This is a genomic window from Pseudarthrobacter sp. NPDC058329, assembly GCF_042879835.1.
In the GTDB taxonomy this organism is placed as follows: domain Bacteria; phylum Actinomycetota; class Actinomycetes; order Actinomycetales; family Micrococcaceae; genus Arthrobacter.
On the sequence record NZ_JBHVZR010000012.1, the window covers coordinates 58,558 to 80,034 of the forward strand.

Here is a 21,477-nt window from a genome sequence, read left to right on the forward strand (position 1 = left end):
GAGCTCCTTACCGTACGATCGCTTTGTCCTTGACGCGGAGGCGCTCGCCGAAGAATCCGCCAGCAGCGGTAATCAACGACACAACGATCAGCAGCAGGGAAGCGGTCCAGGAGGCTCCACCGGAGACACCGAGCAGGGCGACGGCGATCAGCGGCAGGAATCCGCTCAGGGCTCCGGCCAGGTTGTAACCCAGGGCAACACCGCTGTAGCGCAGCTCCGGCGGGAACATTTCTGTCAGCAGGGCTCCGGTGACCGAGTAGGCCACGGACAGCAGCGCAATGCCGAGAGTTACGGCGAGGACGATGGCGAACGGATTGCGTGAGTCGATCATCCAGAAGAGCGGAAACGCTGCGGCGGCCGTTACCAGCCCGCCGATGAAGGTCATTCGGCCCGGTCCTACCTTTTCGCTGATACGGCCAATGACCAGGATGACTCCGATCTGCACGACGGCGGCAATCAAGGTTGCGTTGACCATCAGTCCGCGGTCCATGCCAAGGTTCGTGGTGCCGTAGCTGATGACGAAGGTGGTCATGACGTAGAACCCGCCAACCCCCAGGAAAGCAGCAGCGATGGCAACAATCAGCCGGCCCCACGCCTGGCGGAAGACATCCACCGCAGGGATCTTGGCGCGCTTTTCCAGCTTGACCAGTTCGCGGAAAATCGGCGATTCCTCGACCTTCAACCGGATGTACAGCGCGACCAGGAGCAGCGGGAACGCTGCCAGGAACGGCAGGCGCCAACCCCAGGAATCAAAAACCTCGGTGGGCATAAGCAGCACCAGCGCGAAGGCGCCAGAGGACATCAGCGTGCCGACAGGCGAACCGACCTGCACCAGCGCGGCATAGCGCCCGCGCTTCTCGATGGGGGCATGTTCCACCGCGATGGTCATGGCTCCGCCCCACTCGCCGCCGACCGCCAGGCCCTGCACCAGGCGCAGGATGGCAAGCATGATGGGTGCTGCGAGGCCGATGGTGCCGAAATCGGGCAGGACACCGATAAGGCCAGTGGCCACGCCAATTGCCACAATGGTGATCAGCAGCGCCGGGCGGCGGCCCACCCGGTCACCGATGTAGCCGAACAGAACGGCACCAAGCGGGCGGGCAGCGAAGCCGACGCCGAAGGTGGCAAAGGCGGCGAGCGTCGCAGCTGTCGGGTCGAGGGAAGTGAAGAACAGCCGGTTGAAAACAATTGCTGCAGCGGTGCCGAAAAGGAAGTAGTCGTACCATTCGAGGGCAGTGCCGACGAAGGCCGCGCGGGCAATCCTGCCCGCCTCGGCTCCACTGACAGTGGGTACGGCCGCTTCCTCTCCCTGGCTTGTCTCAGGTGATTGCATGATTAGTCTGTCTGCCTCTCAAGGTGGAACTGGGGTTGGACGGATGTGGTGTGGTGGGTGGTTTGCAGCTCATCGAGGTAAGCCTGCCCAAAGACGCACTTGCCCTCGAGCATGGTCGCCAGCACGTTGATTCGGCCTATTTCGTCAGGCGGTACGTCCGCCGGGTGGGCCGAGAGGACAACAAAATCGGCCAGTTTGCCGCTTTCCAGCGTTCCCCGCAGGTCCTCCTCGCCTGCCGTCCACGCGGCGTCGACCGTGTAGGCCTTTAGTGCGGTCCGGGCGTCGACGCGTTCCTGGGGGCTCAGTGTTGCTCCGCCGGAGGTTCGCCGGGTCACCATTGACTGCATTCCGAGCAGGGGCGCGCCGGAAGCCACCGGGCGGTCTGAGCTACCGGGAACCCGGATCCCGAGGTCGAGGAACGACTTGTGGCGGTACAGCCACGGCGTCCGCTCGGGGCCAACAGCGACCGCCATAGTGTCGCCCACTTCGAACAGGAAATGCGGCTGCGGAACCGGCGTGATCGCGAGGGATGCGAACCGGGAGAGCTGGTCGGGCCGTACCATGCCGGCGTGCTCGACGCGGTGCCTGGCTTCGGTTCGTGGCAGCTTCTGCTGGGCGGCAGCAAAGGCGTCCAGGGCGACGTCGACGGCGGCGTCCCCGATCGCGTGTGCGGCGATGTTCCAGCCGGAACAGTGGGCATCCACAATCCGCTGTGTCAGTTCCTCGAGGGAGAGCTGGAAGTTGCCGGTACCGTGGCCGTGATCGCAGAACGGCTCGGTTACGGCAGCAGTACGGCCGATCAAGGAACCGTCGATGAAGATTTTCATGGCACCGAGCCGCACGTGGTCATCGCCGAACCCGGAGGCGATGCCAAGGTCCAGGCCGAAGGTGATTCCATCTGCGGAGTGGGACTGCAGCGGATGCATGGCATCACTGGCAGCCATCAGCTGGACGCGGGTTTTCAGGAGGCCGCGGCGCCGGGCTTCCACGTACGCCGCGAGTTCCACCGGGGTGCGGCCGATCCAGCCCGAACCAATGCCTGCCTCCACCACGTGTGTCAGGCCTTCGGACGCGTACACCCCGCTCGCCGCGCCGATCGCATCCGCCAGATCCGTCACGGGATAGGGGACCACCAGCGCGGTGACGAGCTTCTGCGCTTGTTCCTCAAGGAGTCCAGTCGGCCCATCGGAGTCCCGGACGATCTTGCCGCCCTCAGGGGTGGCCGCTGACCCGTTCAGAACGCCCGTTCGTTCGAGCACCTCCGTGTTGACCGTGCACATATGCCCGGAGCGATGCTTGAGCCACACCGGACGGCCGGGCGCGGACCTGTCGAGGCCGCTACGGTGCGGGTGGGCGCCCATCACGGTGTCGTCATAGCCGGAGCCCACAACCCAGGCACCCTCGGGGAGGTCGAGCGCAAACCGGGAGACGGCGTCGTACACCTCGTCAAGGGTCCGGCACCCGGACAGATCCAGCTCGGCCAGGGACTGCCCAAACCAAGCCATGTGATTGTGCGAATCACCAAACCCGGGGACGACGACCGCTCCGGCGCAGTCAAGGGTGCGCTGCGCGGGAAAGTGGAGGATGTCGTCGTCGAACCCCACAACCCGTCCGTGCAGAACTCCCATTGCGCGGGCCGTAGGCGCGGCATCAGCCATAGTGAAGATGCTGGCATTAACAAGTTTGAGATCAAGCATGGAGGTAACGGCGTCTTTCCGGGCTAGAGGGCGCAGCCGCGCGGAACGGCTCATTCAATGGTGGTCTGGATCACCCGGGTAAACAATGGACGATCACAGTGCACTCCAGTCCTAGAATGGGCATATGCCCAGCGAAGCGTCCGCCGACGCCGTTCACGCGTCCCGCAGGCCGGCCACCCGGTCGGTGGTGTCGGAAGTCGTGGCAGACTGCCTGGCTGACATCGGGCGGATAGCCCGCGAGTACCTGCTTGAAGTGCAGGAGATCGATGACTATGCCGGCTCCCTGGTGGCCGACCAGGACCTGGAGGAGACAGCCGTCGCGTCGATGGAACTCCTGTTGCGGCTAGTGGGTGACTTGCCGATACCCGACCGGCTCGCCGGGTTGTCCGAAGCGCTCGGTCACCGCCGCGCCCAGCAAGGCCTGCCCCTGGAGTCCCTCCTGCGCGCGGTACGGATGGACTTCCGCGTGCTCTGGAACGCCATGCTGGAAAAGGTTCCTCCGGAGTTCCTGCCGGATTTCACCAAAGATGCGGTGCGCGTCTGGGAAGCGGTCGAATTCCATACCATTCGTGTGCACGCGGGCTACCTCAACGAGCTCGCCACCATGGCACAGGAAAAGGAAACGCGGCGTGCGTTCCTCCTGTCGGGACTCCTCAACTCAGACGGAAAGGATCCGCAGCTGCTGAGCCAGGCGGCCCGGGCGCTCGGCGTCAAGCCGGAGAGCAGCTTCATCGTTGCTGTGGCGGCAGGACATGCGCAAAAGGCATTCAGGGCAGGGGTGCTGCGGGCCGGGGTCGAGCAGTTCCTGCACGAGCGCGACGGCGCGCTGGTCCTCATTCTGGAGGACGTTCCCGCCCGGGCCGGACGGGAGCCCGAAGGGAAACGCGCCTGGCTTGCCCCGCTGGACTGCTTTGTGGCGCCGCCCGCCCGGTCACTGGCCGGTGTGCCCCTAATGCTTCGGATCGCTTTGGAGTCATTGCCGGTGGCTGACCGGCCGGGCCTGCACACAGTGCGTGATGCATGGGGGCCGGTTGCCGCCACTCGGCTGGGAGAATACGGAACGGTCCTGGCGGACATGGTGTTGGGGCCGCTCGCAGCGATTTCCGTGCACGAGAAGGACCGCCTCATCGAGACCGTCCGGGCGTACCTTCGTTCCGGGTCAGTGTCTGAAACTGCCGGTGAGCTGTACTGCCACCGGAACACTGTGCTGAATCGGCTGGCCCGCTTCGGCGAACTCACCAGCTTTGATCCCGCCAACCCCCAGGACGCCGCTACGGTGATTGCCGCGCTCCATGTCCACTTTCCGCTCGGGAAGTAGGGCGACACATTTCGTTGTATTAGGTAAGCCTAAGCTAATCTTCATTTTGTGATTGAAGAAAAGGACCTCTCGGGGCTCGAAGCCAGTGACCTGGTGCTCCGGTACGGGGACAGGACGGTGGTCCACGGCGCCGGGCTGCGGCTTGAGCCCGGACGGATTGTTGCCCTTGTGGGGCCCAATGGCAGCGGCAAGTCCACCCTGCTGCGCGCGCTCGCCCGGCTGCATCCGGCATCCTCCGGAAACGTGACTGTCCGGCCGGCCGGCAGCGAAGCCGCCGACGCGCTGCTGATGAAGCGCAGCGACTTCGCCCGGCACGTGACGCTCCTCTCGCAGAGCCGCCCGGTGCCGCACGGGCTGAGCGTGCGCGACGTTGTCGAGTTCGGCCGCCATCCGTACCGGGGCCGGTGGCGGGCCGCAGATCCCGAGGGGCCGGCCGCCGTCGACCGCGCCATGGCCCTCACCGGCATCACCGACCTGTCAGGCCGGGGCGTCCACGAACTCTCCGGCGGGCAGCTCCAGCGCGTCTGGCTGGCCAGCTGCCTGGCGCAGGACACCTCGGTGCTGCTGCTCGACGAACCAACCAACCACCTGGACCTGCGCTACAAGGTGGAAATCTTCGACCTGGTGTACGACCTCGCCCGCGTTCACGGCGTGGCCATCGGCGTGGTGCTGCACGACCTCGACGAGGCCGCCGCCCTTGCCGACCACGTGGTGGTCCTTTCCGAGGGCAGGATCGCGGCGGCCGGCCCCGCCCATGAAGCCCTCGACGCCGAGCTGCTCAGCGCTGTCTATTCCATTCCCATCGTGACCCATACCGACCCGCTCACCGGACGGCTGCGCACCCGCGCCGTCGGAAGGCACAGCGACAGTCAAAACCCCCAACCCGAAAGGACCTCACGTCCATGAAGATCCACAAGGCCCTGGCCGTCACCGCTGCCCTGGCGCTCCTGCTCACCGGCTGCGGCACCACGGAAGGCCCCGCAAGTTCCGCCTCAACCAGCGCCGGCAGCGGGGAAGCCGTCACCCTGACGGACTCACGCGGTGTTGAAGTCAAGCTCGACGGCCCCGCCAAGCGGGTAGTCGGCACCGAATGGAACGTGGTGGAAAACCTGACAACCCTGGGCGTCCAGCCCGTGGGTGTCGCCGACATCAAGGGGTACAGCGCCTGGGTCAAGGCCGGCACCCTGGACAGCACCGCCACCGACATCGGCACCCGCGGCGAACCCAGCTTCGACACCATCGCCTCTCTGGACCCGGACCTGATCGTGGCAACGGCCGACCTGGCCGAGCCCGTTATCAAACAGCTCGAAGACCTGGCCCCGGTGGTCGTCCTAAAGTCCGCCGATGCCAGCCGCCAGATCGACCAGGCTGAGGACAACCTCAAGCTGGTGGCCAAGGCAACCGGCACGGAGGCCAAGGCCGACGAGGCCATCGCGTCCTTCGATGCGGCCGTGGCCACGGGCAAAAAGGCCCTCGAGGATGCCGGCCTGGCAGGCTCCCGCGTGGCTTTCGCCGACGGCTGGGTCGCCGACGGGAAGGTCTCCATCCGGCCGTACACCAAGGGATCGCTGATGGCCGACATCAACACCGAGCTCGGCCTGGTCTCACCCTGGACGGCGGAAGGCGACCCGGCCTACGGCCTTGCTTCCACCGACGTCGAAGGCCTGACCTCCCTGAACGCCGACAGCTTTGTCTACATCACCAACAGCGCAGACGGTGACTTCACCGAGGAACTGGCCGACAACGCCGTGTGGAAGTCGCTGCCGTTCGTGGCATCCGGTGAGGTCCACCGCCTGGCCGACGGCATCTGGATGTTCGGTGGCCCTGCCTCGATGACCCAGTACGTCGACGCCCTCACCGCTGCGCTGACCAAGTAGCCCCACCGCACCATGACCGAAACTGTGAAGAGGCCCGCCGATCCCGCCCCGGCCGCACCGACGTCCGTGGCGGGGGCTCCCGCGCCGGCACCTGCCGGAGCGCGCGGACGGCCGGGATCAGCAGTGGCTGCCGGCTGCGGGCTGGCCATCCTGGCCCTCTTCGCGGTTATCCACCTCACCCAGGGAACAGCCGACGTCGGCCCTGCCGAGCTGCTGGGGCTGCTCACCGGCAGCGGCTCCGACCAGGAAACCGCAGTTTTGGTCGCCTCACGCATCCCGCGGCTGCTGGCCGGGCTGCTGGTGGGTGTGGCGCTCGGCGTGGCCGGCGCGGCACTGCAGTCGGCCACACGCAACGTCCTCGCCGCGCCGGATACCCTGGCGGTCAACGCCGGTGCCCACCTTGCGATTGTGGCCGTCGCGGCCTTCGGAATTACCCTTCCCGCGCTGCTGTCCGGTGGCCTCGCCTTTGTGGGCGGCCTCGTCGCTGCCATGCTGGTGCTGGCCCTGTCCGGCGCCGGCGCCAACGGCAACGGCGGGCCGATCCGCCTGGTGCTGGCCGGCACCGCCCTGGCACTGGGACTGCATTCCGCCACCAGCGCCCTGCTGCTGCTGTTCAGCCAGGAGACCACCGGGCTGTACGCCTGGGGCCAGGGCAGCCTCGCGCAGTCCCGCCCGGATGAACTGCTGCAGTTCACCCCCGTGGTGGTGGCCGCCGTCGCCGGGCTGCTGCTCATTGCCCGCCGGCTGGACCTCCTCGGGCTGGGCGACGACGCCTCCCGGCTGGCAGGGGCGGATCCGCGCCTTGCCCGGGTGGGCGCCGTCGTCCTCGCCGTCCTGCTGTCCGCTGCAGCGGTGACCGTCGCCGGTCCGATCGGGTTCGTGGGACTGTGCGCGCCCGCCATTGTCCGGCTGCTGGCCTCCCGAGTCCGCGGCCTGGGCCGGCACCGGGCGTTGCTCCCCATTTCGGGCATTGCCGGGGCGGTGGTGGTGATCGGGGCCGACGTGATGGTCCGGGTGGTCTTCGGCGCGCAGGCGGGGGTCGAAGTGCCCACCGGCGCGGTCACTACCGTGTTCGGTGCCGTGTTCCTGGTAATCCTGGCGCTGCGGATGTCCGACGCCGGCCTGAGCGTTGCCGGGGATGCGCTCGCACGCCTGCGCTCCCGAAGGTTCTTCCTTTCTGTGCTGGTGGGCCTGGTGGTCCTGCTGGCCGGGCTGCTGGTGGCCGGAGCCCTCCTCGGCGATGCGAAACTCCTGCTCGGCGACCTGGCCAACTGGCTCACCGGCCAGTCCGGCAACCGGGTCAGCGCTGTGTTGGGGACCCGGATGCCGCGCGTGGTGGCGGCAGTGCTGGCCGGCGCCGCGCTTGCGATCGCCGGCGCCCTGATCCAGGCTGTGTCCCGGAACTCGCTCGCCGAGCCGGGTATCCTCGGCGTCTCGGGCGGCGGCGGCCTGGCCGCGATCATCGTCATCACCACCGTGCCGCTGGCCGGTTCCTGGTTCGTCACCGGCTCCGCGCTGGTGGGAGCGGCGCTGGCTGCCCTCGTGGTGTTCGGGCTGGCGTTCCGCGGGGGACTGCAGCAGAACCGCCTGGTGCTGATCGGCATCGGGGTCTCGGCCGGGCTCGCGGCGCTGATCACCGTCCTTCTGGTGACCACCGACCCCTATAACCAGACGAAAGCCCTGACCTGGCTGTCCGGTTCGACGTATGGGCGCACCTTCGAGTCCGTCCTGCCGCCGCTGGCGGCGCTGGTGGTGGCGCTTCCCGTGCTTGCTGCGCTGCGCCGCGATCTTGACCTGATAGCGGTCGACGACGATTCGCCCCGGGTGCTGGGCATTGGACTGCCAGGTTCCCGGCTGTTGCTGCTCTCCGTGGCGGTGCTGCTGACGGCGGGCGCGGTTTCGTCTGTGGGAGTGATCGCGTTTGTGGGGCTGGTGGCACCGCATGCTGCCAGAAGCCTCGTGGGTGCACGGCACGTACGGGTGCTGCCGGTGGCTGCCCTGATCGGGGCCTGCACCGTGGTGCTCGCCGACGTGGTGGGCCGGACGGTCATCGCGCCGGCGCAGATTCCTGCCGGCATCATGACGGCGCTGGTAGGCGCGCCCTACTTCGTGTACCTGCTCTGGCGCTCACGCGTGGACCGGCCGGGCTAGCAAGCTCCCTACTTCTTCGTCAGCCGGTACCGCTCAATCTCTTTGAGCCGCCGCAAAAGGCTGTCCCGCCGCGGGTGCGGGACGGCGTCGGGCGCTTCCGCGGTGAGGTCGATGTGCTTGGTGCCGTACTGCCAGAGCAGAAGGTCATCGAGCAGCCTGTCGGGCCCGGGGGAGTAACGGTGGTCCAATGCCTTACGGACTTCGGTGATGCGGTTGGCGCTGAGCAGCCCGGCCAGCTGCATGGTCTGGTTAAGGCCGTGCGCGGCGAGGAGTTCTGCGGCCCAGCCCCAATCATCGTCAACCTTGCGGTCCACGTGCGGGAGCAGGGTGCGCCACACGTCGCGGATGCGGTTGGGCGTCAGCGGGGCAGCGCCCTCACCCTCGGTATCCCAGAAACTGCGCACTTCCTCGTAGCGTTCATGCAGGTCGGCGAAAGCCGTTTCCACGGTTTCCAGCATCGCGGCGGTGGCGGTGAACTGCCGGTCGAAGTGCGGGGTCCAGGCGCGCGGGTCCTCTGCCTTGAACCGGATGTCGTGCTCAATCTCGCTCCACGCGTGCGCGAAGATCGTCCGGATCTGGCATTCGAAGAAGTAGCTGCCGTTGGGCTGGGCATCCGGGTTGAAGACCTGCTGGTACTCCTTGACGGCCTCGTTCTGGATGGTCCGCAGGATCAGGTGCCGGCTGGAATAGCCATAGGTGCCGGACTCGATGGAGCCAATGTCCTTCTCCCGGTCCCCGCGGCAGTCGAACAGTTGGCGCTGGCGTTTGATGATGTTGGCCACCGCGGCGTTCTCGGCCGGCAGTTTGGTGATCACGCGGATGCCCACCATGTCATTCAAGGTCCGGAACGGGTCCGGGAACTTCAGCACCGGCGGAGCGCCCGGTTCCAGCGGCTCCTCGATCCTGGAAATCTTCTCCTTGAACGATTCCACCGTCTTGGTGCGCCCGGTGACGAACAGCGGGGTAACCTCGCTGTCCTTCAGCATGTCCCGCATCAACAGCAGGACGTCCCGCGTGACCAGTTTCAGGGCAGGCCGGACGCGCTCGTAGATCTCCACGTTCTGCTGCACGGATTCGCGCAGGCTCGGGTCCAGTCTGTCCCAGTTACTCGGCATGATCCCAGCTTACGGCGGGCGTCCGACAGAACGACGGCGGCGCGGAGCCAGTGTCCGGGCGTCCGGCCCGTTGACACGCTTCGCCGGGAGGCCTACATTTTTCCCAACTGCGGGGGAGCGGCACTTTGAAGCCGCCGGTACTGGTCTGGTCGCCGCGAAGGCACTCAGCTGCTAGCCCCTGCAGATTCGAGCGGGACACCGCCCGGCTTCTGCCCCGTCCAGGACCACAGCCATGACCCACTTGATGAGGAAATGCCGCCGCGCAGTGGTGGCGGTAATACTGGTGACCGCCAGCCTTGCCGGCATCAGCGTACCGGCACAGGCTGCGCCCCGCACTGAAACCCGGGCCGCAGCGGGCGCAGCAGGAAGCGGCGACCCCTACTTCCCCAACGCCGGCAACGGCGGGTACAACGTCCTGCACTACGACCTCGCACTCCGGTACACCCCGCCGTCGGACCCGTCCGTGCTCGTGGGGCACCTCACCGCCGAAGCCAGCATCACCCTCCGCGCAACGGAGGACCTGGAATCCCTCAACTTCGATCTGCGCGGACATGAGGTCTTCGCCGTCTGGATTTACGGCACGGACGGGAAGCACGGGGAATCCCAGGGCGAACGCATTCCTGCTGAATGGGCACAAATGCGGGACGACGCCGCCCGTGTCTGGGAGCTGGCGATCACCCTCCGGCCGAAGCTGAAGGCAGGTCAGGAGGCCGTAATCGAGATCGAGTACAGCGGCAACACCGGGCGGCCCGTCGACACCACCGGGGCGCTCTATGGCTGGGTGACCACCTCCGACGGCGCCATGGTGGTCAACGAGCCGGAGGGCGCGTCCACCTGGTACCCCGTCAACGATGATCCCGAGGACAAAGCTACCTATACGTTCCGCATCACCGTGCCGGAGGGCAAGGCTGCCGTCGCCAACGGACTGCCCGGACGCCGGCCTGCAACGAAGGCAGGGTGGACCACCTGGACCTGGGAAGCGTCGGATCCCATGGCCAGCTATTTGTCCACGGCAAGCGTTGGCGACTTCGCCTTGTCCTACGGGGAGGGACCCCGGGGGTTGCCCATCATCAACGCGATCGATGCAAATGTAACTGGCCAGGCGCTAACGGACACCAACGCGGCCCTTGCCCTGCAGCCCCGGATGATCAGATTCCTGGAGCGCCTGTTTGGGCGGTACCCATTCGAGGCTTTCGGTGCCATCGTCGATGACGATTCCGTTGGCTATGCCCTGGAAAATCAAACGCGGCCGGTTTACTCCCAGGTCGCAAGTGAAAACACGGTGGCACACGAACTGGGCCACCAGTGGTTCGGCAACGCCGTCAGTCCGGCTGACTGGCGGGACATCTGGCTCAACGAGGGCTGGGCAACCTATATCGAGTGGCTGTGGGCCGAGCAGCAGGGAAAAGCGACGGTGGCGAAGCAGTTTACGGACGCCGTGGCGGAACTGGACCGGAAGAACCTGTGGGGGTTGAATATCGCCGACCCGGGACGGGACAACCTGTTCGTGGAACAGATCTACCGCCGTGGCGGGGCTGCCATCCACGCGTTGCGCGCTGAGGTGGGGGACGTGGCGTTCTTCGAAGGTGCCAGGGAATGGCTTGCCCGGTATGACAACTCCTCGGCCATAACCAAAGACTTCCAAGAGGTGATTGAGGAAGCCTCGGGCCGGCAGCTCGGCGCGTTCTTCAACGACTGGCTGCGGGAGGGTGACCGGCCGGCGATGCCGTAAGAACCCCCGCGCTAACCTACGAAGTCGAGATCGGCCGGGCTGCCATTCTTGTCTGGCCGGCGCCTGCCGCCGCGCTGTGCGGCGGCCCCGGCGAGGACCACCAGCAGGATGCCCGCCACCTGGATGGCGGAGGGCTGCTGGTGCAGGATGAGCAGCCCGAGGAGGACGCCGACGGCGGGTTCGAGTGCCATCAGCGTTCCGAACGCGGCGGGAGTCATCCTGCGCAGGGCCAGCATTTCCAGCGCGAACGGCAGGACGGGCAGCAGGATGGCCAGCCCGGCTGCGGCGGCCAGGATGTCAAGCCTGAGGTGGCCCGCGGACTGGGGGATCCCGACGACGGCGGTTGCCACCGCGGCGATGGGCACCGTAAGCGTGAGCGAACCGATGCCGCTGAACCTGTCGCCCATCCGCTGCGTGAGCAGGATGTAAACGCCCCAGCCGACGGCCGCGAGCGCGGCCCACGCCACACCGGTCGGGTTGAAGTCGCCCTGCCAGGGCTGGGTCAGCAGGACAACGCCCGCCAGCGCCAGGGCTGGCCATGCCAGCGCCGTTTTGTTGTGGCTTCGGATGGCGGCCACCGTCAGCGGGCCCAGGAACTCGATGGCCACCGCGGTGCCGAGCGGAATGTGCTCCACCGCGGCAAGGAACCCCACCGTCATCACGCCGGTGGTGATCCCGAGGCCGAGCAGCGGCAGCACGTCGGGACGGCGGATGGAGCGCAGCGGCGGGCGGCCAATGGCCAGGAGAATGATCGCTCCCATGCTCAGCCGAAGCCAGGCAGTTCCCCCAGGGCCGACCGTCTCGATCAGGTTCACGGACAGGGCTGAACCAAGCTGGACGGACAGGATCGCCGTAACGGCCAGCCCCCACGGCGGGACAGGGATGTTGGGCCTGGGCATCTTCAGTTTCCTTCGCCGGATGTTGGAGCCGCACCGCTTGCCTCGGGGCGGTGTCCCGAGCCCACGCCCGGTTCGAAGACGGCCAGCGAGAATCTGGCCAAATCGCTGCCGGTGTTGGCGTACGAGTGCTCAACGTCGCCGGGGAACGAGACGGCGTCACCGGCTTCAAGGGCAAAGGTCTCGCCGGCGACCACTAGAATGACGGACCCTTCTCGGACCTGAAGCAGCTCCTTGGTGCCGCGCGCGTGCGCCTCGCTTGCGTGCCGGTCATTGGGCTCAAACGTCCAGTCCCAAAGCTCCACCACGTCCGGGGATTCAGTCCCCGCCACCAGCACGCCGCGGCCGCCGGAGGCGGAAGTCCACAGGGCAGCGCCGTCACCGCTCCGGGTGACGGCCACAGGCTTGGGGCGCGGAGAGTCGACCAGCGCCGGCAGGCCGATGCCGAGCGCGTCACTGATCCGAAGCAGGGTTCCCACGCTGGGATTCGCGGCGCCCTGTTCCACGTTGACCACCATGCGGCGGCTGACGCCCGCGGCCTGGGCGAGTTGGTCGAGGGTCCAGCTCCGCGCCTGGCGTTCCTGCTTCACCCGGCCGCCAATGGCCGTGGCAAGGGCAGCTGTGCTTTTGTCCATCAGTGCAGAATAGTGCATTTTTAGTGCAGCCGCAGATCCCAAAAGGCATGCTTGGAAGGGGTTCGATGCACCTCTTCCTCAAAAGTCCGCAAGGTGGGACGATGCACGTATGAGCGATATCAGCGGAGGCGCCGCGCGCGACCTCGGCCCGCACCAGCATGCGCACGCAGCACCCAGTACCCAGCAGATGAGGACCGTCGGGCAGCGCCGGCGGGACGCGGAGGAGAAGTTGGAGCACCACCTTCAGGAAGCCCGCCATAAGAGCGAACATCATCTCCTCGCGGATGAAACGGAAGCCGCGAGCCCCGACGTCGCGAAGCCCTGACGGCCCTTTCACCCTGAAGATCCCGAGACCCAACAGCCCGCACGGCTGCTGGCATTAGGGGTTTAACCTGCCCATGAGCCTGAGCGATCTTCTGAGCAGCTTCGCGTACCTCTCGTTTGAGGTACCCGCAGGAGTGCCAATCGGAAGCAGCCGCTGAACGGCGACGGTCTGGGCCTCGGTGTACTTGAGGATGCCTTCCCTGCCGTGGCGCCGCCCTGCCCCTGAGTCCTTCATCCCGCCCATCGGCGCGTCAAACGAGGCCCATCCGGCAGCGCAGCCGTCATTGACGTTCACCGTCCCGGCCAGCAGGCGGCGGCCTACGGATTCGCCGTGGCGGGCGGACCAGACACTGGCATTGAGTCCGTACCGGGAGTCATTGGCCAAGGCGACCGCTTCGTCGTCGTGCTCCACCTGGTAGACGGAGACTACGGGCCCGAACGTCTCCTCGCGCGCGACGAGCATCTGGTCCGTCACACCGGTGAGGACGGTGGGTTCGTAGAAGAACGGGCCGAGGTCCGGCCTGGGGCGGCCGCCCGTCACGAGCCGGGCACCCTTCGCGACGGCGTCCTCCACATGGGCGGTCACCCGCTCCAGCTGCTTTGGACCGGTGAGTGAACCCATATCGGCGTCCCAGCCAGGGCCCGCGCCCAGGCGTACGTTTTTTGTGCAGGCAGTAAAGGCAGCCAGGAACTCCTCGAAGACGGCCTGGTGGACGTAGATCCGTTCCATGCTGATGCACAGCTGCCCGGAATTGGAGTAGCAGCCCTGCGCTGCGCCGCGCGCCGCCTTTTGGAGGTCGGCGTCGGCGAGGACCAGCATGGCATTCTTGCCACCAAGCTCGGCGGAGAAACCGATCAGCCGCCCGGCGCACTGCCTTGCCACGGCCTTGCCGGTCTCGGACGAACCGGTAAACATCAGGAAGTCAACGCCGCTTATCATCGCCGGACCCAGCGCCGGTCCCGGCCCGGTCACTATCTGGAACAGGTCTTTTGGAAGCCCGGCCTCCCGCAGCAGCGCCATGGCGAGCAGCGCGGTGAACGGGGTTTGCGAATCAGGTTTGAGAACGACGGCGTTGCCCGCCAGGAGGGCGGGGATCGCATCCGAGGCGGCGAGCGTGAAGGGATAGTTCCACGGGCTGATGATCCCCACCACGCCTTTCGGAAGCCGGTGTTCCTTCGTCCGGGTAAGGCCGGGTGCAGCACCCCTGCGGCGGGCCGGCCGCAGATACCGTTCAGCGGTGCGCTCGTAATAAGCCGCCGTCAGGTTTGCGTCCGTAAGTTCCTCGAAAGCGTTGAGCCGTGACTTGCCGCTCTCCGTCTGGATGAGGTCAAGGATCCCGGCCTCCCGTTCGAGGAGGAGCCTGCGGAAACGCCCGACGACGGCGCGGCGCTCCCGGATGGGAACAGCGGCCCACGGCCGCTGGGCTGCCCGCGCGGTGGCAATTGCGGCCTCCACGTCGCCGGGAGTGCAGACAGGCACTTCCCCCACCACGCCGCCGTCGAACGGAGCGTAGGAGACCTGCGTCGGACGCCCGGGTGCGCTGGCCACGAGGCCGGACAGGCAGGAGAGGTCCGGAGTTTCCAGTGGGTGGGGGCGTGTTGTTGCCTCCATGGGATGTTCAGGCGGCATTTCCTCGTCCTTTCGGGTTGCTCCTCGGGGTGCGGGTCCACTCAGGATGGCAGTGCCCCGTCCTGACGGCAACGGCCTGGAACGGTGCTGCACGGTACGCTCGGCACATGGTGCAGCGGCATAGGTATAACTACGGCGATGACCCCAGCCAGTGGGGTGAGCTGTTCCTTCCGGACCTCCCGCGCGGTGGGACGCACCCCGGCGTGGTGGTGGTGATCCACGGCGGCTACTGGCGTCCGAAGTACGGTGCGGAGCTGGGGGAGCCCCTGGCCGCAGATCTCGCCGCCCACGGGATCGCGGCATGGAATCTGGAGTACCGCCGGGCCGGAAACGGCGGCGGCTGGCCACGGACCTTTCAGGATGTTTTAGCGGGCATTGACAAGTTGCAGGGGCTGGCTGCGCCCCACGGTCTGGACCTGGGGAAGGTGGTTGCGCTGGGGCACTCCGCCGGCGGGCACCTGGCGGTGTGGGCGGCCGGCCGGGACCGGCTGGGCGGGCTGGGGTTGGGCGTCGAGCACCGTGACGTCGGGGCGGACAGTGACGGCGTCCGCCTCACCGGCGTGGTGAGCCAGTCAGGCGTTCTCAACCTGGCGGAAGCGGAGAAGCTAAACCTCAGCAACGGGGCGGTGGCCAACCTGCTCGGCGGGCCGTCGTCGGAATTTCCCGGCCGGCGCCGGTACGCGGACCCGATGGCAGCGCTCCCGCTGAACATTCCCGTCCACGCCGTCCATGCGGCCGGGGACGAGGATGTGCCGCTCAGCATGTCCAACTCCTATGTGGACGCCAGCCAGGCCGGGGCCGTGCCGGCGCGGCTGGTTATGGTACCGGGGGACCACTTCGCCCTCATCGATCCCGGCGCGCCCGCTTATGTGAAGTGCCGGGAACTGGTCCTGGAGCTTTTGCGCTGAAGTGGGCTGCTGGGAAGTTTTCCGTGCCGAAGGCGCTTAGAGGTCGGCCGCCGGCTTGGCGGGAGACTGCGGGGCCTGGCCGGTGGACGCGCGGATGACGAGTTCGGAGGGCAAGGTGGCGGTGTACGGCTTGAGCGCCAGGCTGGCGGAGCCAAGTCGGTCCAGCAGCATGGTTACGGCCATCTGACCGGCTTGCTCAATGGGTGAGGAAATGGTGGTGAGGGGCGGATTGCAGAAATCTGCACCCATCACGTCATCGCAGCCAACGATGCTTATTTCTGACGGGACTGATACCCCGAGTTCACCGAGGCGCTGAAGGATCCCGATGGCCAGCATGTCGTTGAACGCTATGACTGAAGTGGCGCCATGCGTGAGAGCCTCGTCCGCCGCGGCCGCTCCTGATTTTTTGTCCCCGGGATACGGGCCGATCTTTACTGCCTTTATGCCTCTATTGCGGGCCGCCGCTTTAATTGCCCGCCACCGTTGCTGGTTGGACCAGGAGCTGGCCGGGCCGCTGACGTAAACCAGGGACCTATGTCCAAAGTCCGCGAGATGGGACACTGCATCCGTCATTGCCGCGACGGTGTCAATCAGAACCGTGGAGACGCCGGGAGTCGGGCGGTTTATGGTCACCAGTGGCTGCAGGCCTGCCAGCTGTGCCAGTTGGTCATCGGTGAGGCTTGAGGAGCCAAGGATTGCGCCGTCCGCGCTGCGCCGGAGCTTTTTCAGGACGTCAAGTTCGAAGTCCTCGGCCTGCTCCGTATTGATCAGGACCTGGGTAAACCCCTTCGCCTTGATTTCGTTCTGGGTGCCGCGGACGATCTGGAAAGAAACTGGGCTGCTGACGTCCGGAACAAGGACCGCGATGGTGCCGGTGGATCCCATCCGGAGGTTCCTGGCCAAGGTGCTCGGAATGTAACCCAACTCAGCGGCGATCTGTTGGATCTTTTCGCGGGTCTTCACGTTGACGCGCTCGGGATTGGACAGTGCCCGGGAAACGGTGGAGGGAACAACTCCGGCGCGTTCCGCGATATCACCGATGGTCACCATGCGGTCCCGCAAGCCGGAGTTGTCCTTGGTCATGTTCCATTCCACCACGGAGGTGGGTTGAGTGACAAACGATTGTCGATCGGTGACTTGGCCGCTTCCAACAATCGATTGTCATTTTACGGCAATCGATTGTCGTTTAGGAGCGCCTGTGGCAGGCTTGCTCGTGGCCCGGATGTGCCTCGCATCACAAGGCCGCACTTTTAAGGCTTCAACTGCTCAGAGCAGAGCACGCCCTATATCACCTAAGGAGAGATCATCGCGTGGTTCATCTAAGTCGCCGTAACTTGCTGACCTCGGCCGTAGCTACGGGGGCCGTCACGGCGCTCGCAGCCGGCGCGGCCCCTGCCGCGCAGGCCCGGCCAGTGACCGTTCCCGCAGCGCCAAGTCTCACTCCACACGGCCCGGTGGGCCTGCACTGGCTGGAAGGTGGAATCCCTGCCCAGCTCGCTGCCGGAACCACGTGGGGAGTTCCCTGGCCGCGGGGCTCATTTGCCTCCGACCAGCAGTTCACCTTGACCGCTGGTTCAGGGGCTTCGGTCCCGGTACAGACGTGGCCTACCGGTTGGTGGCCTGATGGTTCGGTGAAATGGACAGCCCACGCGATCAGCGGAGCTGAAGCCCCTGCTGAAAGCTATACGCTGGCCCCGGGTGCCGCCGTCGAACCCGGAACGCCGCTGACAGTCACAAGCGACGCCCGAGTGATTACGGTCAATACCGGCGTGGTCCAAGTGACCTTCGGCCGGACGGGTGAGCATCTTGTGCGGTCCATCAACCGCGGTTCGGCCGTCATCGCAAAGGATGGCCGCCTGGTCGCCTCCAAGCAGGACCGTGCCAGCACCGATTCCCCGGACAAAGTCAAATACGATGCGTTCGCCAGTTCCATCTCGTCGGCCGCGGTGGAACACAGCGGGCCGGTCAGGGCCGTCATTAAAGTCGACGGAAAGCACAAAAACGGGGGCCACGAGTGGTTGCCCTTCACGGTCCGGTTCTACCTTTATGCAGGTTCAGACGGGATCCGGGTGGTCCACAGCTTTGTATTTGACGGCGATGAGAACAAGGACTTCATCAACGGGATCGGCATGCAGTTCGCTGTACCCATGCGCGGTGAACTCCACGACAGGCACGTGCGCCTGGCCGGCGAGGGGCGCGGCGTGCTGGCGGAAGCAGTGCGGGGGATTACCGGGCTGCGCCGCGACCCGGGCGCGGCAGTCCGGGAAGCGCAGGTGGCCGGCCGCGCCACACCTCCCTCCAGCACCTGGGACCAGCGGGTGACATCGCGCCTGCAGTGGATCCCCGCGTTCGGCGATTACAGCCTCAGCCAACTCACTGCTGATGGGTTCCAGATCAATAAGCGCACCAAGCGGGATCATTCGTGGATCAAGGTGGACGGCGGCAAGCGGGCTTCCGGCCTGGCCTACGTTGGTTCTCCTAGTGGCGGCCTCGCCTTTGGCTTGCGGAACTTCTGGCAGCTGCATCCCACCGAACTTGAGATCTCGGGGGCTGCCACGGACAGCGCGACGGCAACGGTCTGGATGTGGTCCCCGCGTGCCAGCGCCATGGACCTGCGTTTCTACCACGACGGGATGGGCCAGGACACCTACGCCCAACAGCTCGATGCTCTCGAGATCACCTACGAGGACTACGAGCCCGGCTTCGGCACTCCCTACGGTATTGCCCGGACCTCCGAACTGATGTTCTGGGCACTGGCCGCCACACCTACTGCGGACCAGTTCGCGGACCTGGCCGCGGCGAATGCCACTCCGCCCCTCATTGCCAGCAGTCCGGATCACAACCACGGAGCAGGCGTCTTTGGCGCCTGGACGCCGGCTGACCGCTCAGTCCCGGCCAAGGCTGCGCTGGAGGACCGCCTCGACATCGTCCACAAGTACCACAGGGAACAGGTGGACCAGCGGTCCTGGTACGGCTTTTGGGACTTTGGCGACGTGATGCACAGTTACGACGATGACCGCCACGTGTGGCGTTACGACGTGGGCGGCTATGCCTGGGACAACAGCGAACTTTCCACCGACAGTTGGCTGTGGTACCACTACCTGAGGACCGGCCAGTCCCAAGCCTTCCGGTTCGCGGAAGCCATGACCCGGCATACCGGTGAGGTGGACGTCTACCACCTTGGGAAGTACCGCGACCTGGGCACCCGCCACGGCATCATGCACTGGGCGGACAGCGCCAAACAGGTGCGCATCAGCAACGCCACCTACCGCCGCTTCTACTACTTCCTGACCGGTGATGAACGCGTCGGCGAACTCCTCAAGGACCTGGTGGACGCGGACAAGACGTTTATGGACCTGGACCCTGGCCGGAAGGTCCGGACCGACGTCTACACCCCGCAGCCCGATGCTCTGGGTGTCTCCAACACCACCGACTGGGGAGCGCTGGCGGCTGCCTGGCTGACGGAATGGGAGCGCAACGGAGACCCCATCGCCCGCACCAAGCTGGTCAACGGTGCCACTACCATCGCGGCGATGCCCAACGGCTGGGCGCAGGGCGGCACGCTCAAGTACAACCTGGCCGACGGGAAATACGCGCCGGAGACGGAAAAGACCGTGAGTGTGGGCTCCCTGGACTCCGTCTTTGGGTTGCTGGAGCTCATGCCGGAGATCATCGATCTCCTCGACGACGCAGCAGTCACCACGCAATGGGTGAATTACTGCAAGCTGTACAACGGAACCAGCGCAGAACAGGTGGCCATCACGGGCCAGGCCTGGGGCAGCCAGAACCTGCGTCAGGCATACTCCCGCGCGACAGCCTACGCTGCCAACAAACTCGAGGATCCCGCACTCGCGAAGCGGGCCTGGAAGGAACTGCGGACCGGCCACGCCGGCTACCCGGACAGCCACCCGTTCTCAACGGCCAGGATCGACGCGCCGAAGGTGCTCAAGCCCATCGATGAGGCGGACTTCAGCACCAACGCAAGTGCCCAATACGGACTTGCGGTGATGCAGTTGCTTGCCCTCGTCGGTGACCACATCAACAGCTAAAACCCCGTCACGAAGAGAAAGGTAACGACGCAGCATGGCTGAACCAATGAATGTGAGCAGGCGCTCTGCCCTTATTGCCCTGGGCACGGCTTCCCTCTCCATGGCAGTATCACCGGCATTCGCGGAATCACCAGATCCGCAAGCGGACAAAACCCTGTACTTGGCCGGCGACTCCACGGCAGCGCAGATGCACCAGGATTCCATTCCCTATGCAGGCTGGGGCATGGGCCTGCCCTACTACGTCACTCCGCGGCTCGCCGTATCGAACCACGCGGTGAGCGGCAGGAGCTCCAAGAGTTTCATCGATGAGGGACGGCTGGCAGCGATCCTTGGAATGATCAAATCCGGTGACATCCTTGTGACGCAGTTCGGCCATAACGACCAGAAGGCGGAGGACGCCAAGCGGTATACGGAGCCGTGGACCACTTATAAGGACCATTTGAGGCAGTACGTTGACGGCGCACGTTCAAAGGGCGCAGTCCCGGTGCTGGCGACGTCTGCAGAGAGGCGGCGCTTCGACAGGGCAGGAAATGCCTACAGCAGCCACGGCGAATACCCGGCTGCCATGCGGTCACTGGCCGAGGAGATGGGCGTGCCGCTGATCGACGCCCAAGCCAGCACGTTGGCACTGTGGCAGCAGCTGGGGCCCGAAGAAACCAAGAAGTACTTCCTCTACACCGAAGACGGGAAACGGGACAACACGCATTTCCAGCCACGCGGAGCGGCGGCGATTGCCCAGATCGCGGCGCAGGGCCTGTCCAACCTGAATGTCCTGGAAAACGGCTACACCCGGCGCCTGGATGAGGTTACTCCGTTGTCCTGGTTTACGTGGCCGGGAGGTACCACGCCGCCTCCGGCACCACTCTGATGAACCGCGGAAAGGCCAGAGGCCGCGCGTATGGAACGCGCAGCCCCTGGCCTTTCCGTTATGTAGCCCTGTGAAGATCCGGATGTGCCTGCCGTGCTTGGAAGCGGCTGCGCTCAGCTGACCAGGACCGCCCGGGCCCCGCTGGATCCCCTGACAATCAGTTCTGTCTCAATCTGAAGCAGCGACGCCGGTGTTCCTTGCGTCCCTGCAAGATCTTCAAACAGCCGCGCCGATGCCCGTACACCGCACTCGCGCAACAGCGAACGAATGGTGGTGAGGGGAGGGGTGGTGAAGTCGGCGCTAAAAATATCATCAAAGCCAACGATGCTCACGGCCTCGGGCACCTTGACCCCTGCTGCCTGGAGTTCCTGCATCAATCCGATGCCCAAGAGGTCGTTGTACGTGATAACTGCGGTGCTGCCGGCGGCCAACACGCAATGTACAGCACCCCGTGATGGCCATGCCCGGCAAGGCTCCTGACCGCCTGGCTGATGCCACGGTCCACGGCAGGCACCACACTCGGCACGCCTATGACCTCCCGATTGATGACAACCACGGGCTTCTCGCCGGCAAGCTCCAGGATCTGGTGGACTCCGCAAGCACCAAGGTGTAGCCGCGTTCCGCCGCGGTTGCCCCGGCCCCGCGGATGATGTCGAAGAAGCTGGGGTTGGTAATGTCGGCCACGATTAACCCCAGCGTCTGCGTTCTGCCCATCGGCAGGGCACGGGCAAACTGGTTGGCTTTGTAATCCAACTCCGCGGCTGCTGCTTCAACGAGCCGACGTGTCCTGGCGGTGACCCGGTCCGGGTTGTTCAAGCCCCTGGAAACGGTGGAGGCATTGACTTCCGCGAGGCGAGCGATGTCGTAGATTGTGGCGGCCTGCCGGGCACGCTTTTGCCGGCCCGGCGCATCAATTCCGACGACGGGCGTCGCTTCCTTCACGA

18 protein-coding genes are annotated in these 21,477 nt (G+C 65.9%); 9 read left to right on the forward strand and 9 right to left on the reverse strand.

Going from position 1 to position 21,477, the window contains the following annotated elements; all coding sequences use genetic code 11:
* Nucleotides 1-7 precede the first annotated feature (7 nt).
* Nucleotides 8-1,333, reverse strand: coding sequence for an MFS transporter (locus tag ACFVYC_RS15380; RefSeq protein ID WP_387551731.1), 1,326 nt, complete (start codon nucleotides 1,331-1,333; stop codon nucleotides 8-10).
* Between the two features lie 2 nt (nucleotides 1,334-1,335).
* The gene (locus ACFVYC_RS15385; RefSeq protein ID WP_387551734.1) at nucleotides 1,336-3,084 is read right to left on the reverse strand and encodes an amidohydrolase; all 1,749 of its coding nucleotides are present in this window, start codon (nucleotides 3,082-3,084) and stop codon (nucleotides 1,336-1,338) included.
* 70 nt (nucleotides 3,085-3,154) lie between these two features.
* Here ACFVYC_RS15385 and ACFVYC_RS15390 point away from each other — a divergent pair, with 70 nt between their 5' ends.
* From ACFVYC_RS15390 to ACFVYC_RS15405, 4 genes are read left to right on the forward strand one after another with little or no spacing between them, the layout of a single operon-like run.
* Nucleotides 3,155-4,348: a PucR family transcriptional regulator gene (locus tag ACFVYC_RS15390; RefSeq protein ID WP_387551736.1), complete on the forward strand. Its 1,194-nt coding sequence runs from the start codon at nucleotides 3,155-3,157 to the stop codon at nucleotides 4,346-4,348.
* A gap of 48 nt (nucleotides 4,349-4,396) precedes the next feature.
* Nucleotides 4,397-5,254 carry an ABC transporter ATP-binding protein gene (locus ACFVYC_RS15395; protein WP_387551739.1) on the forward strand — a complete coding sequence of 286 codons (858 nt, stop codon included), beginning with the start codon at nucleotides 4,397-4,399 and terminating at the stop codon, nucleotides 5,252-5,254.
* Entirely contained in the window at nucleotides 5,251-6,225 is a 975-nt protein-coding gene (locus ACFVYC_RS15400; protein ID WP_387551741.1) for an iron-siderophore ABC transporter substrate-binding protein, read from the forward strand. The genes ACFVYC_RS15395 and ACFVYC_RS15400 overlap by 4 nt, the downstream gene beginning before the upstream one ends.
* Nucleotides 6,226-6,237: 12 nt before the next feature.
* Nucleotides 6,238-8,376, forward strand: coding sequence for an iron ABC transporter permease (locus tag ACFVYC_RS15405; RefSeq protein ID WP_387551744.1), 2,139 nt, complete (start codon nucleotides 6,238-6,240; stop codon nucleotides 8,374-8,376).
* A gap of 8 nt (nucleotides 8,377-8,384) precedes the next feature.
* On the opposite strand, the gene ACFVYC_RS15410 is transcribed toward ACFVYC_RS15405, so the two are convergent.
* The gene (locus ACFVYC_RS15410; protein WP_387551746.1) at nucleotides 8,385-9,491 is read right to left on the reverse strand and encodes a GTP pyrophosphokinase family protein; all 1,107 of its coding nucleotides are present in this window, start codon (nucleotides 9,489-9,491) and stop codon (nucleotides 8,385-8,387) included.
* A 232-nt stretch (nucleotides 9,492-9,723) separates the two neighbouring features.
* On the opposite strand from ACFVYC_RS15410, the gene ACFVYC_RS15415 reads away from it, so the two are divergent.
* Nucleotides 9,724-11,223: a M1 family metallopeptidase gene (locus tag ACFVYC_RS15415; protein ID WP_387551748.1), complete on the forward strand. Its 1,500-nt coding sequence runs from the start codon at nucleotides 9,724-9,726 to the stop codon at nucleotides 11,221-11,223.
* 11 nt (nucleotides 11,224-11,234) lie between these two features.
* On the opposite strand, the gene ACFVYC_RS15420 is transcribed toward ACFVYC_RS15415, so the two are convergent.
* Complete coding sequence (locus tag ACFVYC_RS15420; RefSeq protein WP_387551751.1) at nucleotides 11,235-12,122, reverse strand: DMT family transporter; 888 nt, start codon at nucleotides 12,120-12,122, stop codon at nucleotides 11,235-11,237.
* Between the two features lie 2 nt (nucleotides 12,123-12,124).
* On the reverse strand, nucleotides 12,125-12,754 hold the full coding sequence (locus ACFVYC_RS15425; RefSeq protein ID WP_387551753.1) for a helix-turn-helix domain-containing protein: 630 nt from the start codon (nucleotides 12,752-12,754) through the stop codon (nucleotides 12,125-12,127).
* A 109-nt stretch (nucleotides 12,755-12,863) separates the two neighbouring features.
* Between ACFVYC_RS15425 and ACFVYC_RS15430 the strand changes: the two genes are divergently transcribed.
* On the forward strand, nucleotides 12,864-13,079 hold the full coding sequence (locus ACFVYC_RS15430; RefSeq protein ID WP_387551755.1) for a hypothetical protein: 216 nt from the start codon (nucleotides 12,864-12,866) through the stop codon (nucleotides 13,077-13,079).
* A 54-nt stretch (nucleotides 13,080-13,133) separates the two neighbouring features.
* Here ACFVYC_RS15430 and ACFVYC_RS15435 read toward each other — a convergent pair whose 3' ends face one another.
* Complete coding sequence (locus ACFVYC_RS15435; RefSeq protein WP_387551936.1) at nucleotides 13,134-14,690, reverse strand: succinic semialdehyde dehydrogenase; 1,557 nt, start codon at nucleotides 14,688-14,690, stop codon at nucleotides 13,134-13,136.
* Nucleotides 14,691-14,815: 125 nt separating this feature from the next.
* Between ACFVYC_RS15435 and ACFVYC_RS15440 the strand changes: the two genes are divergently transcribed.
* On the forward strand, nucleotides 14,816-15,616 hold the full coding sequence (locus ACFVYC_RS15440) for an alpha/beta hydrolase (protein WP_387551758.1): 801 nt from the start codon (nucleotides 14,816-14,818) through the stop codon (nucleotides 15,614-15,616).
* Nucleotides 15,617-15,652: 36 nt separating this feature from the next.
* Here ACFVYC_RS15440 and ACFVYC_RS15445 read toward each other — a convergent pair whose 3' ends face one another.
* Nucleotides 15,653-16,699, reverse strand: coding sequence for a LacI family DNA-binding transcriptional regulator (locus ACFVYC_RS15445; RefSeq protein ID WP_387551761.1), 1,047 nt, complete (start codon nucleotides 16,697-16,699; stop codon nucleotides 15,653-15,655).
* 371 nt (nucleotides 16,700-17,070) lie between these two features.
* On the opposite strand from ACFVYC_RS15445, the gene ACFVYC_RS15450 reads away from it, so the two are divergent.
* Both ACFVYC_RS15450 and ACFVYC_RS15455 read left to right on the forward strand, forming a co-directional pair.
* Nucleotides 17,071-19,665, forward strand: a complete 2,595-nt coding sequence (locus ACFVYC_RS15450; RefSeq protein WP_387551938.1) for a Tat pathway signal sequence domain protein — start codon at nucleotides 17,071-17,073, stop codon at nucleotides 19,663-19,665.
* 34 nt (nucleotides 19,666-19,699) lie between these two features.
* A complete protein-coding gene (locus ACFVYC_RS15455; RefSeq protein WP_387551763.1) occupies nucleotides 19,700-20,533 on the forward strand; it encodes a rhamnogalacturonan acetylesterase in 834 nt (277 codons plus the stop codon).
* 113 nt (nucleotides 20,534-20,646) lie between these two features.
* Here ACFVYC_RS15455 and ACFVYC_RS15460 read toward each other — a convergent pair whose 3' ends face one another.
* Together ACFVYC_RS15460 and ACFVYC_RS15465 are read right to left on the reverse strand one after the other, a co-directional pair.
* Nucleotides 20,647-20,922 (reverse strand): substrate-binding domain-containing protein, encoded by a 276-nt coding sequence (locus ACFVYC_RS15460; protein ID WP_387551766.1) that lies wholly within the window; start codon nucleotides 20,920-20,922, stop codon nucleotides 20,647-20,649.
* 139 nt (nucleotides 20,923-21,061) lie between these two features.
* Nucleotides 21,062-21,475, reverse strand: a complete 414-nt coding sequence (locus tag ACFVYC_RS15465) for a LacI family DNA-binding transcriptional regulator (protein ID WP_387551768.1) — start codon at nucleotides 21,473-21,475, stop codon at nucleotides 21,062-21,064.
* Nucleotides 21,476-21,477: the final 2 nt, after the last annotated feature.

Excerpts from the sequence above, each read along its gene's own strand:
- ACFVYC_RS15380 (WP_387551731.1), bottom strand. The coding sequence starts at position 1,333 with ATGCAATCACCTGAGACAAGCCAGGGAGAGGAAGCGGCCGTACCCACT.
- ACFVYC_RS15385 (WP_387551734.1), bottom strand. The coding sequence starts at position 3,084 with ATGAGCCGTTCCGCGCGGCTGCGCCCTCTAGCCCGGAAAGACGCCGTT.
- ACFVYC_RS15390 (WP_387551736.1), top strand. The coding sequence starts at position 3,155 with ATGCCCAGCGAAGCGTCCGCCGACGCCGTTCACGCGTCCCGCAGGCCG.
- ACFVYC_RS15400 (WP_387551741.1), top strand. The coding sequence starts at position 5,251 with ATGAAGATCCACAAGGCCCTGGCCGTCACCGCTGCCCTGGCGCTCCTG.
- ACFVYC_RS15405 (WP_387551744.1), top strand. The coding sequence starts at position 6,238 with ATGACCGAAACTGTGAAGAGGCCCGCCGATCCCGCCCCGGCCGCACCG.
- ACFVYC_RS15410 (WP_387551746.1), bottom strand. The coding sequence starts at position 9,491 with ATGCCGAGTAACTGGGACAGACTGGACCCGAGCCTGCGCGAATCCGTG.
- ACFVYC_RS15415 (WP_387551748.1), top strand. The coding sequence starts at position 9,724 with ATGACCCACTTGATGAGGAAATGCCGCCGCGCAGTGGTGGCGGTAATA.
- ACFVYC_RS15420 (WP_387551751.1), bottom strand. The coding sequence starts at position 12,122 with ATGCCCAGGCCCAACATCCCTGTCCCGCCGTGGGGGCTGGCCGTTACG.
- ACFVYC_RS15425 (WP_387551753.1), bottom strand. The coding sequence starts at position 12,754 with ATGGACAAAAGCACAGCTGCCCTTGCCACGGCCATTGGCGGCCGGGTG.
- ACFVYC_RS15430 (WP_387551755.1), top strand. The coding sequence starts at position 12,864 with ATGAGCGATATCAGCGGAGGCGCCGCGCGCGACCTCGGCCCGCACCAG.
- ACFVYC_RS15435 (WP_387551936.1), bottom strand. The coding sequence starts at position 14,690 with ATGGAGGCAACAACACGCCCCCACCCACTGGAAACTCCGGACCTCTCC.
- ACFVYC_RS15440 (WP_387551758.1), top strand. The coding sequence starts at position 14,816 with ATGGTGCAGCGGCATAGGTATAACTACGGCGATGACCCCAGCCAGTGG.
- ACFVYC_RS15445 (WP_387551761.1), bottom strand. The coding sequence starts at position 16,699 with ATGACCAAGGACAACTCCGGCTTGCGGGACCGCATGGTGACCATCGGT.
- ACFVYC_RS15455 (WP_387551763.1), top strand. The coding sequence starts at position 19,700 with ATGGCTGAACCAATGAATGTGAGCAGGCGCTCTGCCCTTATTGCCCTG.